The 15,287-nt window shown below is 72.3% G+C and carries 12 protein-coding genes; all 12 read right to left on the bottom strand.

The genetic code is table 11. The annotated features are described in order from the left end of the window. Nucleotides 1-84: 84 nt before the first annotated feature. Nucleotides 85-579: a YajQ family cyclic di-GMP-binding protein gene (locus ACFU5G_RS08000; protein ID WP_036964559.1), complete on the bottom strand. Its 495-nt coding sequence runs from the start codon at nt 577-579 to the stop codon at nt 85-87. Nucleotides 580-722: 143 nt separating this feature from the next. Beyond that, a complete protein-coding gene (gene htpX, locus ACFU5G_RS07995; protein WP_377242516.1) occupies nt 723-1,646 on the bottom strand; it encodes a zinc metalloprotease HtpX in 924 nt (307 codons plus the stop codon). A 133-nt stretch (nt 1,647-1,779) separates the two neighbouring features. After that, nucleotides 1,780-3,177: an FAD-dependent oxidoreductase gene (locus ACFU5G_RS07990; RefSeq protein ID WP_377242514.1), complete on the bottom strand. Its 1,398-nt coding sequence runs from the start codon at nt 3,175-3,177 to the stop codon at nt 1,780-1,782. A 133-nt stretch (nt 3,178-3,310) separates the two neighbouring features. After that, the gene (locus ACFU5G_RS07985; protein ID WP_377242513.1) at nt 3,311-3,544 is read right to left on the bottom strand and encodes a hypothetical protein; all 234 of its coding nucleotides are present in this window, start codon (nt 3,542-3,544) and stop codon (nt 3,311-3,313) included. Continuing rightward, nucleotides 3,541-4,290 carry a hypothetical protein gene (locus ACFU5G_RS07980; protein ID WP_377242511.1) on the bottom strand — a complete coding sequence of 250 codons (750 nt, stop codon included), beginning with the start codon at nt 4,288-4,290 and terminating at the stop codon, nt 3,541-3,543. The genes ACFU5G_RS07985 and ACFU5G_RS07980 overlap by 4 nt, the downstream gene beginning before the upstream one ends. Next, a complete protein-coding gene (locus tag ACFU5G_RS07975; RefSeq protein ID WP_377242509.1) occupies nt 4,287-5,075 on the bottom strand; it encodes a hypothetical protein in 789 nt (262 codons plus the stop codon). Before ACFU5G_RS07975 ends, ACFU5G_RS07980 begins: the two co-directional genes overlap by 4 nt. Further along, complete coding sequence (locus tag ACFU5G_RS07970; RefSeq protein WP_377242507.1) at nt 5,072-6,139, bottom strand: WXG100 family type VII secretion target; 1,068 nt, start codon at nt 6,137-6,139, stop codon at nt 5,072-5,074. The genes ACFU5G_RS07975 and ACFU5G_RS07970 overlap by 4 nt, the downstream gene beginning before the upstream one ends. Nucleotides 6,140-6,304: 165 nt before the next feature. After that, nucleotides 6,305-6,589 (bottom strand): hypothetical protein, encoded by a 285-nt coding sequence (locus ACFU5G_RS07965; RefSeq protein ID WP_377242505.1) that lies wholly within the window; start codon nt 6,587-6,589, stop codon nt 6,305-6,307. A gap of 112 nt (nt 6,590-6,701) precedes the next feature. Further along, nucleotides 6,702-11,177: an FtsK/SpoIIIE domain-containing protein gene (locus ACFU5G_RS07960; protein ID WP_377242503.1), complete on the bottom strand. Its 4,476-nt coding sequence runs from the start codon at nt 11,175-11,177 to the stop codon at nt 6,702-6,704. A gap of 1 nt (nt 11,178) precedes the next feature. Next, on the bottom strand, nt 11,179-11,877 hold the full coding sequence (locus ACFU5G_RS07955; protein WP_020016060.1) for a hypothetical protein: 699 nt from the start codon (nt 11,875-11,877) through the stop codon (nt 11,179-11,181). A gap of 49 nt (nt 11,878-11,926) precedes the next feature. After that, nucleotides 11,927-13,552: a serine/threonine-protein kinase gene (locus ACFU5G_RS07950; RefSeq protein WP_377242501.1), complete on the bottom strand. Its 1,626-nt coding sequence runs from the start codon at nt 13,550-13,552 to the stop codon at nt 11,927-11,929. Between the two features lie 46 nt (nt 13,553-13,598). Then, nucleotides 13,599-15,287, bottom strand: coding sequence for an FHA domain-containing protein (locus tag ACFU5G_RS07945; protein WP_377242499.1), 1,689 nt, complete (start codon nt 15,285-15,287; stop codon nt 13,599-13,601).

Genomic DNA, 15,287 nt, shown 5'->3' with positions numbered 1-15,287 from the left:
ACTTTGCATCGAGGTCGGCACAGGCCTGTGCCGACCTCAATGCAAAGTGCCGACTTTGCGGCGCAAACTGCCGACGCCGCGCCGTCAGCGGTAGTTCGTGAACTGCAGCGCGAAGTCCAGGTCCGAGCCCTTGAGCAGGCCCATGACCTCCTGGAGCTGGTCGCGCGACTTGCTGGTCACCCGCACCTCGTCGCCCGTGATCTGGGTCTTGACGCCCTTGGGGCCCTCCTCGCGGATGATCTTGGTGACCTTCTTGGCGGACTCCCCCGCCAGGCCCTCCTTGAGGGTCGCCGCGAGGCGGTACTCCTTGCCGGACGGCTTCGGCTCGCGCTCGCCCACGTCGATCGACTTGAGCGAGATGCCGCGCTTGACCAGCTTGGTCTCGAAGACGTCGAGGGCCGCGAGCACGCGCTCCGACGAGTTGGCGACGAGGACGATGCTCTCGCCGCTCCAGGTGATCGAGGCGCCGACATTCTTGAAGTCGTACCGCTGCGAGATCTCCTTGGCGGCCTGGTTCAGCGCGTTGTCGACCTCCTGGCGGTCGACCTTGCTGACGATGTCGAACGACGAGTCGGCCATGTGTGGTGCTCCTTCTGCGTAACAACCCGGGCGCCCCTGCACGCCCGGTCGGAATCTGCTCACCGTATCCGCACCCGCCGACCGCGACGAACGCTTTGCGCGGGTGAGGTGCGGACGTTCGCGCGGACGGCGGGCGGGTGGTCTCAGAGCATCCCGGGCGGGGTGCCCCAGTCCGGGCCGGACGTCGGGCCGCCCGGGTTGTAGCCGGCGTCGGGGCCGCCCGCCATGGCCTCGAGGCGGCGGATGCGGTCCGGCATCGGCGGGTGCGTGGCGAACAGGCGGCCGATGCCGGCGCCGCGGAACGGGTTGGCGATCATCAGGTGCGACACGTTGGTCAGGTCCCGGTCCTGCGGCAGCGGGGCGCGCTGCGTGCCCTGCTCCAGCTTGCGCAGCGCCGACGCGAGCGCCAGCGGGTCGCCCGTCAGGCGGGCGCCGTCCTCGTCGGCGTCGTACTCACGGGTGCGGGAGATCGCCATCTGGATGAGCATGGCCGCGATCGGGGCGAGGAGCGCCATGGCGAGCGCCGCGAGCGGGTTGCCGCCCTCCCGGCGGTCGCCGCCGCCGAAGAAGAGCAGGAACTGCGCCAGGGCCGTGATGACGCCGGCGAGCGCGGAGGCCACCGACGACGTCAGGATGTCGCGGTTGTAGACGTGCATCAGCTCGTGGCCCAGCACGCCCCGCAGCTCGCGCTCGTTCAGGAGCTCCAGGATGCCCTCCGTGCAGCACACCGCGGCGTTCTGCGGGTTGCGGCCGGTGGCGAACGCGTTGGGCGCCTTGGTCGGCGAGATGTAGAGCCGCGGCATCGGCTGGCGCGCCGCCGTCGAGAGCTCGCGCACGATCCGGTGCATCTCCGGCGCCTGCAGCTCCGTCACCGGGTACGCGTGCATCGCGCGGATCGCGAGCTTGTCGGAGTTCCAGTATCCGTAGGCCGTGGTCACCAGCCCGATGAGCACGAAGATCCACAGAAAGCTCGACCTGGCCCCGAAGAGCGCCCAGAGCCCGAGGATCACGGCCCACATGCCACCGAACAGCGCGGCGGTCTTCAGCCCGTTGTAGTGCCTGTGCATCGCACTCCTTTCCTCCCACCCGAACGCGCCAGCCCGGCCCCGGGTTCCCCGGCGGGTCGGCGCCCCACGTGCAACTGTGCCCGGAAGACCTGAGTCTTCCGGGCACGGTTGCTGGACGTCTGCGGTGAGCAGCCTACGAGCGACGGCTGATGGTGACCATCTCGTCGCGCGGGACGACCTTGATCCGCTCGCGGCCGACGGCCTCGCCGAGCGCCCGCTCGTGAGCGTCCAGGAGCTCCCAGCCGGACCACTCGATGTAGTCGACGCCCTTGCCGGCGAGGAACTCGGTGACGGCCTCCGTGGTGCCCTGCGGGGCGGTGCGCCCGCCCGTCAGGTCGCCGGGCGCCTCGCCGTCGGCCACACCGGTGACGTCCTCGACGAGGTGCCGGATGGTCTCCGACGCGTCGGACTTGGTGTGGCCGATGAGGCCCACCGGGCCGCGCTTGATCCAGCCGGTGGCGTACACGCCCGGGACCTGGTTGCCGTCGATGTCGACGACGCGGCCCTCGCGGTTGGTGATGACGCCCTTGACGTCGTCGTACGGGATCTCCGGCAGCGAGGAGCCGAAGTAGCCGACGGCGCGGTAGACGGCCTGCACGGGCCAGTCGACGAACTCGCCGGTGCCCTTGGCGGTGCCGTCGCCCTGCAGGGCGGTGCGCTCGGTGCGGAACCCGACGACCTTGCCGTCCTCGCCGAGCACCTCGGCCGGGGCGTGCAGGAAGTGCAGGTGCAGGCGGCGCGACGCCGTGTTCTGCGCGGGGTCCTTGAGCGTCCAGTCCACCAGGGTCTTGACGACCTGCTTGGTCTGGTTGGACGAGTTGATCGCCGCCTCGGAGCCCTCGTCGAAGTCGAAGTCCTCCGGGTACACGACGATGTCGACGTCGGGCACGTGGCCCAGCTCGCGCAGCTCCAGCGGCGAGAACTTGACCTGCGCCGGGCCGCGGCGCGCGAACACGTGCACGTCGGTGACCGGGGAGGTCTTCAGGATCTCGTGCACGTTGGCCGGGATCTCGGTGGGCAGCAGGTCGTCCGCGTGCTTGGCGAGGATGCGGGCCACGTCGAGCGCGACGTTGCCGGCGCCGATCACGGCCACCTGCTCCGCCTCCAGCGGCCAGGTGCGCGGCACGTCGGGGTGACCGTCGTACCAGGACACGAAGTCCGCGGCGCCGTAGGAGCCGTCGAGGTCGATGCCCGGGACGTCCAGCTCGGCGTCCTTGATGGACCCGGTGGAGAAGATCACCGCGTCGTAGAACTGGCGCAGGTCCTCGAGCTTCAGGTCCACGCCGTAGTCCACGTTGGCGAGCAGGCGGATGTCCCCGCGGCTCAGCACCCTGTGGAGCGCGACGATGATCTGCTTGATGCGCGGGTGGTCCGGCGCCACGCCGTACCGCACCAGGCCGAACGGCGCCGGGAGGCGCTCGAACAGGTCGATGCTGACGTCGAGGGCGGACTTGGACAGGATGTCGCTCGCGTAGATGCCGGCGGGGCCGGCGCCGACGACGGCGACGCGCAAGGGTCGGGTGGTGCTCACGAAAGGGGCGCCTTCCGGTCGAGGACAAGGGAAGCGAAGGCCGCTTCCGAGTCTACCGACCGGGTAAGGCGCCCCTCACCCCCGGTTCAGGGGGTGGACGTGGGGTTCCTGTGAGAATCCTCGCGTTCCGGGCTCAACGGCCCTGTTCGCGCTCCCGCTGGACCTTGGCGGCACGACGGCGGAGGCTGGCGCGCTCGGCCGCGTTGTCCAGCGCGCCGTATCCCGCGAAGCCCAGCGCCAGCAGGCCCAGCAGGCCCGCGATCACCGCGACGGTGATGAGATCGAACGACTTGGCGAAGACGACCACGCCGAAGAGCCCGAGGCCGATCCAGAGGCTCCACCTGATGATGGTGCGATCGTCGCTCACGAGGCCCGCTCCAGCGCCGCCACCAGCCGGGGCACCTGCGTGGCGGCGTCGGCGGGCCGGCCGCTGATCTGCACCAGCGGCAGCACCTGCTGCGAGAGCCCGGCCACGGGCCGGCCCAGGTCCACCAGGGCGGACTCCAGGGCGCCCACCAGCCGGTCGGGCTGCCGCCAGGTGCCGAACCACCACACGAGCCGGTCACTACGCTCGGGGTCCTCCGCCCGGAACGTCCCGGCGGCGTCGACGTAGCTCCGCTGCGCGACAGGCCCCAGCGCGGCCACGAAGGCCACCCCGTTCCAGGCCCACACCGCGGTACGGCCGGTGATCAGGAGCGTGCGGCCGGGGAGCATGTCGGCGAGCTTGAAGCCCGGACGCACCGCGGTGATGGAGTCGACCTCGAACCGGTCGAACGGCACCACCCTGGGCTTCAGGAACGGCGCGAACGAGCCGATGAGCAGCCCACGGTCGAGCACGACCACCTTCTCCGACCCCATGTACCCGAGGATGATCCAGCCGATCACCGCCCAGGCCGGGATCAGCACGACCGCACCGACGATGCCGCCGGTACCGAGGGAGATGATCACCGTGAAGAGCACGGCGACCCCGACGGCGACCCACCACGCGGTGGGCGACGGCGGGTTGGCCTCGACATGGCGGATGCCGCCGAGCTCGGGGAGCTCGGCGGCGATCCTGCGGGCCTTGCGGGGGACGCGGTCCCCGGTGACCGAAGTCATTCCCGCAGCGCTCATGCGGCGAGCAGCTTCGCGGGGAGACCGCGGACGACGCCCGCGCCCACCTCGGTGAGCACCAGGTGGTCGTCCACGCCGTCCCGCAGGTCGCCCTGCACCGTGAACACACCGCGCGGGCCCGAGTAGACGGTCACGTTCCGGAGCGTCTCGACGCCGGCCTTGGCGACCGCCACCACGGTGACGGTCAGCGCCTCGGCGAGCTCGGGGAGGTTCGGCGCGGCGGCCTCGAACTCCGGCACGGTGTACGTGCGCGGCTTGCCGGCCATGATCGCGGCCGAGGTGGGGTCGAGGTACTGCTCCAGCCGCTCGCCGAGGAAGGCCTCGGGGTACACCGAGTAGGTGTGGTGGCCACTGGTGGCGACCTCCTCCTCCAGGATCCCGTAACCCTCGTGCACGTAGCAGAACACCCAGTGCCGGCCGAGGGTCGTCACGCGCTCCGCGGAGATGATCGCCTGGGCGGTCCGGCGCAGCACCAGCGTGCCGGTGAGCTCGGGGATCGCGTCGATCCCGACCTCCTGGCCCTCACCGCGGCTGGCGGGCACCACGTAGCCCTGGCCGAGGAGCGCACGGAGCGCCACCCTGCCGACGAGCTCCTTGTCGACGTCGCCCTGCGCGTCGAGCCACGGGAGCGGCGTGGGCTGGACGGCCTGGACGCCGTCGAGCACCATGACCTGCTCGTCGGTCAGGTTCACGATCCCGACCGGCTTCCCTTCCTCGGCACGCCCGAGCACGGCGATGGCCGCCTCGTAGTCCGCCTTGGTGAAGTTCATCGTCTGCTCGCTCAACTGAACAGCCCTCCTACGAAGTCGCCGGCGGCCGAGAGGCCGTCGCCGACCGCGTCGCCTACGTCGGATACGACATCCCCTGCCGCGTCTGCAATGTTACCGACGGCATCACCCGCCGCGTTCCAGCCGGCGCTGATCCCGCCGCCCACCCAGTCCGCAGCTCCGGTGACGGCGCCCGAGATCGAGTCCCAGTTGTCGTACACCAGGTTGCCCAGGGCCCAGGCACCCGCGACCACGCCGGCGCCGACGGCGATGCCGACGCCCACGGGGCCGAGCATCGCCGCGCCACCGAGGGCGATCGCGATACCGCCCGCGCCACCGACGACCGACAGGCCACCCATGACCCGGTCGACGCCGCCCCGGACGCCGTCGTACTGGGTGTTGAACATCTGGTTGAGACCGCCGACGACGCCGAACACGCCACCGGCGGTGCCCGCCACGCGCGCGATGGTGCCGGCGGAGCTCGCCAGGCCGACCATGTTGCTCATCTTGCCGATGAGCCCGAAGTCCTCGGCGAGGCCGAGACTGGCCGCCGTGCGCCCGACGAGACCACCCGCGCCACGGTAGACGTCCGCCGTCGCGTCGGCGATCTTCGCCGCGTCCCCGAGGCGGGTCGCCGACACCAGACTCGTCAGCGCGGATCCCGTCTTGATCGCCTTCCAGGCGGCCAGCCCGAACCCGACACCCTTGGCCCCGAGCATCCCGGCCAGGCCGAGACCGTCCCAGTTGAAGCCGCTGTCGCTCGCCCCGGCGACGTCGGTGCCACCGGTGCCACCGCCGATGCCGGAGTAGTCGCTCGACGTCTGCTCCTGCGCGTCGGCGTTGGACCGCACCTTGCCGGCCACCTCGCCCAGCGCGGCCGCCGTCTCCCGGAGCCGCACCAGATGGCTGCCGCTCCACTCCTGTCGGAAGCCCTCGGCGTCCGGCCCGCTCCAGCCGCTGTCCTGCGGGACTGCCGACTCCACGGTGGTGACGATGGTCTCGAGCCGGTCGCTACCTTCGTCAAACTTGTCCGCAAGCAAACGCAGCGCCTCGATATCGGCGCCGACCATTCCCCCGCTCACTTGGTTCTCCTCACGTCCCGCCGGTGACGGCGTCGGGCCTCGCCTGGGTACAACCGAGAATTCTTTTGTCCTTACGACTCAAGGGGTGCGGGCCGTAGTCGGTCCCGCACCCCTTGGTACCGGCCCCTTGTCGGGGCCAGGCCTCTGGAAGAGGCTCGAGCTCGATCAGTACGCGCTCGAGGTCTCGTCCTGCATCTGAGCGTTGTTGTCGGCCGTCGTGCCGTACTGCTCGAGCGCCGCGGCGATCTCGTTGAGCTTGGCGGCGTGGGTACCGTCCCACTCCTCCTGGAACTGGACGGCGTCCTGACCGTTCCACTGGGTCTGGCCCATCTGGCTCGTGATCGTGGTCACGACCTGACGCACGCCCTCGGCCTGCGTACGGAGCGTGTTGGCGAGGCTCCGGACTGCCTCGACATCAAGACCGAAAACGTTGCCACCCTCTGCGACCATGTCAAGCTCCTTTGTCTGTGGCTGCCCCCTCGGACAACCTCCGTTTCTGCGACGTCACGAACTATTCCATGGCCCGTGACGTCGTGGAATGGGGAGGACTCCCCATGCCCCGTCACCCTGGGAGGGCGACGTGGATCTTGGTTGCGCGGCCCGCCGTGACGAGGAACCCGCGCCCCGGCGGGAAGTCCTTGCGGCGGATGCGGCCGAGCGGGGTGTTCATGAGCGTCTCGCCGTCCGAGTCCCCCGGGGTCAGGAGGAGGCCGTTACGGCCGGACTTGAACGGGCCGGCGAGCGTGAACGCCTTGCTCCACGTGGACGACTCCGACTCACCGATGACGAGCTGGTCCTTGCGGGACGCGAGCTTGACGAAGGCCTCCATCGGCTTCTCCGCGGGCGTGCCCGTGAGCTCGGTGTAGTTCTCGATCATCACGGTGAGGGTACCGGGGGCCAGCCGATCGCTCTCGAGGGCCGCGGTGAGGTCCTTGAGGGTCTCGACGATCTCCTCGGGGCTGGGCGCCGACATGTCCCACAGGTCCATGACGGACAGGCTCGACCGCCGCGACGACAGGTAGACGAGGCGCCCGCTGCCGGCCCGGCGCAGGGCCGTCGCCAGCGTCACGAACGCCGTCGTGCGACCCGAGCCGGGCGGGCCCGCCAGCATGAGCGGGCCACGCATCGGCAGGCCGATCGGGGCGATGTCCAGGTCTCGAAGACCGATCGTGGCCAGCTCCGCCGAGCGCTGGGGCAGCTGCTCCAGCGTGAACGACTCGGGCAGCCGCTCGACGCCGGGCGCCTGGGGCACCCCGCCGACCGAGCGCATGGTCTGCTCCAGGCGTGCGAGCTCGCGCGACTGCACGGCACCGTTGGAGTCGCCGCCGAGCACGGCGATCTGCGCCTCCTGGCCGTGCATGATGGCGCGGCCCGGCGCGGACGCCGGGGTCAGGACGTCCTTGGCCACGTTCAGCATCACGTAGTCGTCCTCCTTCGCCATGCGGTGCACGATCCGCTTCTGCACCGTGGAGGCCAGCGACGGCGGCACGGAGACGGCGCGGTCGCCGCTCATGACGAGGTGGATGCCGACGGGGCGGCCGTCGGTCGCGAGCTGCGTGAACGTACCGAAGATCGAGAAGCCGCGGGCCGTGATGTTCTCGTAGGCGTCGCGGAACGCGCCGATGCCGTCGACGAGCACGATGATGCGCGGCTCGTCGGGCTTGTTCGCCAGGCGGCGGTACTCCTCGATGGTCGAGGCGCGCACGGCGGCGTAGCGGTCGGCCCGCTGGTCCAGCGTGTCGCGCAGGCGGCGCAGGAGACGACCAACGCGCTCCTCGTCGTCGCCCGCGATGATCGCGCCGACGTGCGGCAGGTTCTCCAGCATCGACAGACCGCCGGAGCCGCAGTCGATGCCGTAGACCTGCACGGGGCCGCCGCGGTGCGTCAGGCCCGCGGAGACCGCGATGGTGCGCATCGTGGTGCTCTTGCCGGTGCCACCGGTGCCGTAGATGGCGAGGTTGCCGTCGCTGTCCGGCTCGTAGTGCACGGTCGGCTGGGCCTGGGCCGGCGGGTTGTCCAGCACGCCGAGCACGAGCTGGGAGTCGGTGCGCCGGTTGGGCAGCAGCGCCAGGTCGTACGTGGGCGCCAGCTCCGGCAGCCACGGCTTGCGGGGCGTCGGGACGCCCGCGTCGTTCGCCGCACGACGGATCGTGCTGACCACGCGCGCGATGTCGTTGGGGCCGGGGTCGCGGTCCTCGATCACCTCGGGCGCGGGGAGCTCCCAGCGGCGGCCGGTGCCGAAGTCCATCTCCTCGATGTCCAGCGACGACCGCTCGGGCTCGTCCGTGGTCCAGCCACCGGCGTAGCCGGTCTGGAACGTGGTGAGCCGGCCGGGGCCGGTCTTCGCGGCGCCACGGCCCGGGATCGACGGCGAGAAGTGCGCCGCCATCTCGTCCCCGAGCACGTCCTTGGAGTCGTGCTCGTCGGCCATGCGCAGCGCGATGCGCAGGTTCGTGTTGGCCCGCAGGTTGTCCTTGATGACACCGGCGGGGCGCTGCGTCGCCAGGATCAGGTGCAGGCCGAGCGAGCGGCCACGCTGGGCGACGTCGACGACGCCGTCCACGAACTCCGGGACCTCGCCGACCAGGGCCGCGAACTCGTCGACGACGATGATCAGGCTCGGCGGCGCCTCGGGGTCGCCCGTGCGCTCCAGGGACGCCAGGTCCTTGGCCTTCTTCCGGTTCAGCAGGTGCTCGCGGTAGTGCAGCTCCGCGCGCAGCGAGGACAGCGCGCGCCGCACGAGGTGCGGCGACAGGTCCGTCACCAGGCCGACGGTGTGCGGCAGGTTGACGCAGTCGGCGAACGCGGCGCCACCCTTGTAGTCCACGAACAGGAACGTCACGCGGTCGGGGCTGTGCGCCGCCGCCATGCCGAGCACCCAGGACTGCAGGAACTCCGACTTACCGGCACCGGTGGTACCGCCCACGAGGGCGTGCGGGCCCTGGGTGCGCAGGTCCAGGTGGAACGGCTCCACGCCGTCGTGCCCGACGAGCGCGCGCAGGTTGGTCGGGGTCTTGCGCCGGACCGGCGGCGAGCCGTCGCGCGGGGTGAGGGACAGGTTCTCCCGCCACCGCTCGATCACGCCGCCCGAGTCCTTGCCGAGCTCGGTGCCGGCCAGCGACAGGTACGAGACCGCCCGCGGCAGGTCCGACTCGTCGTCGGTGGGCGCGCCGATGTCGACCACCGGCGACAGGATGCGAGCCACCTCGCGGGCGGTGCCGAGGTCGGCGACGTCGCAGCGCACCGGGTAGGCGAGCTGGCCGTAGTGCACCTCGCCCGTCATGGCGCCGTTGTCGCTGGAGTTCGGGTCCAGCAGCACGAACGTGCGGCAGGCCGCGGGGAGCTGCTCGACCGTGGGCGCGATCCAGACCACGTGGACGCCGGCTGCGGCGCCGTGCTCGATCAGGCGGACGAGCCGGGCCCGCTCTACCGGGGCGTCGTCCTCGACGAGGACGACGACGGACGGCAGCACGGGCGTGGGCGGCGGGTCCGTGCGGGCTTTCTCGGCGTCGAGCTCGCCCACGAGGGCCGCGTTGCCGTCGAGGCTGACGCCCCGGGCCTCGACGAGCTCCTCGAGCCGGGTCAGCAGGGAGAGGCCGGACGCCGGGTCGTCGGCCAGGTGGTCCGACGCGCCGAGCGGGCTGTGCGGCGAGCCCGTGTGGGGCAGCCACTCGAGCCACTCCCAGTCGGCCCGCGAGCGCGCGGAGGTGAGCGCGGTGACGACGAGCTCGGCCGGCGAGTGGAGCGCGACGAGCTGCAGCAGCACGGAGCGGCCCACGGGCTCGACCACGCCGCTCGGCCCGGCGATGCCGACGTTGCCGCCGTGCCGGAACCCGGCACCCATGGGCACGTCGTGGATGGTGAGGCACTGCTCCTGCAGGTCCAGCACCCGCTGCCAGTGCTCGGGGATCGCGTCGTTCTCGCGCGGCTCGTCGAACAGGGTGCGGGCGGGGCCCGAGCCGAGCCCGAACCGCACCGAGAGGAAGCCGCGGTGCTCGGGGCGGTGGGTCCACATGAGCCCGCCGAGCCGGCGCACGGCGTCGAGGGACTCCACGAGGGAGGGCAGCTCCGCGAGCCGGACGGCCCGCTCGACGGCGTGCGTGCGGTCGATGCGCTCCGACGTCGCGACGACGGCCTGCTCGAACTGCTCGGACGCCTCCCGGAACTGCCTCTTGCCGAAGATCTTCCGGTCCATCCACATCCCGAACATCATCACCGGGCTCATGAACATGAAGATCAGCGAGATCGGGTTGCGGGTGACCGAGTACATGACGGCGCCCATCGCCATCGGCGCGAGCATCATCAGCCACGGCAGGCGCTGCGGCTGCGGGGGCTTGGGCGGCTTGGGCGCCTTGATCTTGATCTCGCCGAACCGGGTGACCACGCGCGGCGACCGGTTGAACTCGACGACCGGGCTGGTCGGCGCGATGTTCGTCGACCGGTGCAGCGCCACCACCGAGAGCGTGGTCTCGCCGAGGGTCACGGTGTCGGACGACGTCAGCACGGCGCGCGTCATCCGCTTGCCGCCCATGACCAGGCCGTTGGCCGAGGCGAGGTCGTGCAGCTCGATGGACTCGCCCACGACCACGCGGGCGTGCCGCTTGGAGACCTGGCCGTCCTGGAGGCGGATGTCCATGCCCCGGTCGCGGCCGATGTAGGACGTGCCGACCGGCAGCGGGAAGTCGCGCCCGGCGTCGGGCCCGTCGAGGACGCGCAGCTGCGCGACGGCGGTGCCGCGGTCCTGCCCCGGGTTCACGAACTGGTCGGAGACCCGGACGATCGATACCACGGACCCGGAGCGCAGCCCCGCCTGGACCAGGTCGCTGGTGGGGGTCAGCACGCGGCCGCTGGTGAAGCTCGTCGACCCGTCACCGACGACCTGCAGGGACAGGTTCTCGGGCGCCGGGGCGCCGTTGCGGGTGGGGTCGCCCGAGAAGAGGGCCTCGGCCACGTCGCGCACCGTCGCGGTGGCGTCGGCGGTGACCGCGACGTTCACGCCGGACTCGTCGGGTCTGTTCAGCGTCAGCTTGATGCGCACGTCAGGCGTCGTCCTTCAGGTCGAGAAGTGGAAGGTCTGCGGGAGTCACCAGGCGGGAGGCGACCGCGTACTCGACGAGCCGGGCACGCCGGTTCGTGGCGAGCACCCCGGGGCCGCCGCGCAGTCCCTTGACGCCGATGCGGTCGAGCTTCTCGCAGACGTTGTCGAGCTTGCGGTTGAACCGGGTGGTGGCCCAGCCCAGCCGGCGAGCCGCGTCCGCGCTGGACGGGATCTCGCTCAGGCCGGTGCCCTCGCGGCGCAGCATGGGCTCGGCGAGCACCACGATGAGCTGCTTCTGGCTGGTGGTGAAGCTGATGGCGCCGATGGTGGTGGCGCCGGTGTCGGGGTCCTCGGAGCGGACCTCGTGGTACGGGGCGTCCGTGAGCTGGGCGGTCAGCTCGTAGGTGGTGGGGCCGGCCGTGAAGACGATCGAGGTGGTCGGGAAGACGATGGGCAGGCGGTGGCCGGGCGGGAGCCACGACTGCACCCCGCCGCCCGCGTCGCAGACCGTCGCGGAGATCAGGGAGCCCACGTTGGAGAGCCACCAGATCCCGTCCTCCTGCGTCAGGCGCAGGAAGCGACGGTGCAGGTAGGGGTTGTCGTCGATCGCGAGGTCGCCCTCGCGGCCCACGTCGAACCCGTCCGCTGCCTGCGCAGGATCGAACCACTCGCCACAGAACTCCAGCGCGAGATCGCCCACGTCGTCCTCTCCCCCTGTCCCTGTCCGCCGGCCGGCCGGCCGGAGTCCGTCAGTCGAGCTCGACGCACGCCTGCGTCACCTGCGCCGAAGGCTTGCCGGAACGCACGACGACTACCTCGAGACACGTCCGCTCACCCTGGAGCCGGGCCACGGTCACGGTGGTGCCGACGGCGGGCTCGTAGCGGCTCTGCTCGGTGGCCGACAGCACACGGTACCCGTACTCGTCGCCCTCCTCACTGGATTTCGGCGGCTCCCAGGTGAAGACGGCGTTCTTGCCCTCCGCCTTGCCCACCAGCTCACGGACCGGGGGCACGTACCCGACGCCGGGCGCGGGCGGCGGGTCGCCGGCGACCGTCGTGGTCTGCTCCGCCTCGGGCTCCCCGGCGCCGGGCTTCAGCGCGATCCAGCCCACGACGAGCACGGCCACCAGCACGACCGCGCCGGCGATCAGCGCCACGGTGCTCCACGGGGACGACTTCTCGGGCTCGGCCGCCAGCGGCTCCTCGGCGGGGGCCTCGGGCCCGCGCGTCCGGTGCACCGTCTCCTCGACGGCCGGGGCGTTCCACCCGACCGCGGCCACCGGCAGGTCGACGGCGGGCACGGTCGTCGACCGGCCCGTCGCGGTGCCACCCTGGGGCGCCCAGCCGGACGTGCCCTGGGTGGCGGGCGCGAAGCTGCCCGACGACGTCCCGGCGCCGCCGGTGGACGACGGCCCGGGGGCAGGTCGCTGCCCCGGGTCGATCGCCGTGACGTTCTTCAGCCGCGTGCCGTCGTCGTCCTCTTCCTCCTCCGCGACCGCACCGGTCTCGTCGAGGAGGTCGATGGGGGTCATGTCGCGCGCCAGGCCCACCTGGACCTGCTGCAGCGCGCGGGCGAACGCAAGGACCGACGGGTAGCGCGAGGAGGGGTGCTTGGCCATCGCGATGCGGAGCACCTGCTCCAGCGACGGCGGCACGTCGTTGCGCCCGATGGGCGGCAGCGGCGCCTGCTCGATCCGCGCGACCAGGTCGGCCGACGTGTTGGAGCCGCCCGGCACCTCGAACGGGGTGCGCCCGGCCAGCAGCGTGTAGCAGGTGGCGGCCAGGGCCCAGACGTCCGTCGTCTTGCCCGCCACGGGCGGGTCGCCGAACGACTCCGGCGGGGACCACGGGATGGACATGCCCTCCGCGGCGGAGGCCTGGTCGACCGTCGACGAGATGCCGAAGTCGGTGAGCGCCGGGTGCCCGAACTGCGTCACCAGGATGTTGGCGGGCTTGAGGTCGCGGTGCAGGATGCCGAGCCGGTGGGCGGTCTCGACCGCGCCGGCGATCTGGATCGTGGTCCGCAGCGCCTCGGCCAGCGAGAAGCGCTCCGACCGGTACCGCGCACCCAGGTTGGGGCGCGAGCAGTACTCCATGGCCAGGTACGGGCGGCCGTCGTCGGCGACGCTCGCCTCGTACATGGTCACGATCGAGGGGTGGTTGCCCAGGACCGCCATCAGGTCGGCCTCGGAGTCGAACGCCACCCGCTGGGCGTCGCTCGCGTGCTCCTTGAGCAGCACCTTGACGGCGACCAGCCGCTTGGGTCGCTGCTGCTCGTAGAGGAACACGTCCGAGAAGCCGCCGGAACCGATCAGCTTCTTGTACTCGAACCCGGCGATCTGGGGCGGCGCGGAAGGCGCACGCTTGCTGCTCACAACACTCCTTCTTCGATGGTGGAGGGGTACTCGTCCGTCGAGGCCCTCACCAGATGCCCTCGAAGGTCAGGGTCGCCCCGTCGCCCAGGTCCACGACGTCGCCCTCGACCACGATCACCTTCTCGTTCGGGTGCAGCCGCCGGGGCTGCTGCCCCGGGCGCAGGAGGGTGGTCCCGTTGGTGGTCGCGAGGTCCGCGACCAGCACGTGCCACTCCTCGAGGGTGATCTCGACGTGCGACCGCGAGATGTCCTGGTCCGGGCTGGCCACGGTGACCAGGCGCGGCGTGCGGTCCGCAGACGCGTTGTTGGTGCGCGGACGGCGGCCCACGACGACCGGGCGGTCCAGCTCGACGACCTGCGGGCCCCCGATGCCGGGCTGCACGCCGCCGGTGACGAGCATCTGCCCGAGCGACGGGCGCGGCACCTGCTCGGCGTCGCCGCCGAGCTCGGCGCCGCAGGTGCGGCAGCGGTCGTGCGTGGGCGGGTTGGGGTGCCCCTCGGGGCACAGCAGGCCCAGGATCTGCGGCCCGCCCGGCAGGATGCCCGCCGAGAACTTGGGCACGACGGCGCCCGCGGCCTTGCGGAGCGCGGCGATGTCGGACGACATCATGGTCTGGCCGTCGTGGTCGTCCAGGGGCACGTCGGCCGGGGAGTCCCCCACCGAGGCGGCCCGCTGCGCGGCGCCCGGGGTCACGCCCGGGGGCGGCTCCGCCGGGCTCAGCGTGCTCGGCGGGGTCCAGCCGCCCGGGATCCCGGAGATCAGTGAGTCCCCGGCCTGTTCCGGCTGCAGCGGCGGCTCCGGCACGGGCGGGGGCGACGGCACCGGCGGCGGGGCGGGCGCCTGCTCCGCGGCCGCCGCCTCCTCCTCCGCCTCGTCGTCGTCCTCGCCCTGCCGCACCGCGGCGTCCTCGACCCGGCGCATCACGGTGTCGCCGAAGAGGTGGCCGTAGTCGTCGTCGGCGCCGAACTGCGTGGCCTCGTCGACCTCGGTGCGCGGCTGCTCGGGGGCGCTCACGGTGCCCAGGCCGAGCAGCGGGGCGGGCTCGGGGGCGGCGTCGGGCTCCGGCTTCGCGTCCGGCCCGGGCCGGTCGCCCGGCCCCGCCTTCGCGTCGGGCTCGCCGCCGAGCAGGGGCACGTCGAGCGCGCCGGGCACGATGGTCTCGCTGGACGGCTGGCCACCGAACCCGAAGATCGGCACGCCGCGCACGGGCGCGGGGGCCGGCTCGGCCTTCGCCGCCGGGACCGCGACCGGGGACGCCGGAAGCTCGGGCGCCGCGGCGACCTCGACCAGCGTGCGCCGCAGGGCGCTCGCCCGGACCACCGCGGCCTGCACCGGGTACTCCTCGTCGGCGGGCGCCTCGTCGGTGGTGACGGCGAACGACGTCGGGCCGTCGACGACGCGCTCCGACCACGTGACGACGCCGGCACCGGTCACCTCGACCGGGCCGCCGGCGCCCTCGGCGCTCACCACGACCTTGACGCCGGTACCGCGGACGGCGACGTGCGCCGCCGTCGCCGGCTCGCCCCCGGAGAGCGAGACCACGGCGAACGGCGGCGTCTCCGCCAGGCCGCCGGCGGCCAGCACACCGAGGGTCGCGGCGACCCCGCCGTCCGGCCGGTCGAGCGCCGTCCAGAGCGCGTCGACGACGCCGGCGGGCGCGGGCCCGGGCAGCACGACCACCGTGTTGTTGCGGACCACCACCCGCGCGGAACCCTCGCTGTAGTGCACCGTCAT

It is taken from the genome of Promicromonospora sp. NPDC057488, from assembly GCF_042802395.1.
GTDB lineage: Bacteria > Actinomycetota > Actinomycetes > Actinomycetales > Cellulomonadaceae > Promicromonospora.
Note: the sequence above shows the minus strand (reverse complement) of the source record. Positions and strands in the feature narration are given on the sequence as shown.

What these genes read in the sequence shown, in the direction of transcription:
- htpX (WP_377242516.1), bottom strand. Translation starts at nt 1,646, where the DNA reads ATGCACAGGCACTACAACGGGCTGAAGACCGCCGCGCTGTTCGGTGGC.
- ACFU5G_RS07965 (WP_377242505.1), bottom strand. Translation starts at nt 6,589, where the DNA reads ATGGTCGCAGAGGGTGGCAACGTTTTCGGTCTTGATGTCGAGGCAGTC.
- ACFU5G_RS08000 (WP_036964559.1), bottom strand. Translation starts at nt 579, where the DNA reads ATGGCCGACTCGTCGTTCGACATCGTCAGCAAGGTCGACCGCCAGGAG.
- ACFU5G_RS07945 (WP_377242499.1), bottom strand. Translation starts at nt 15,287, where the DNA reads ATGACGGTGCACTACAGCGAGGGTTCCGCGCGGGTGGTGGTCCGCAAC.
- ACFU5G_RS07980 (WP_377242511.1), bottom strand. Translation starts at nt 4,290, where the DNA reads ATGAGCGCTGCGGGAATGACTTCGGTCACCGGGGACCGCGTCCCCCGC.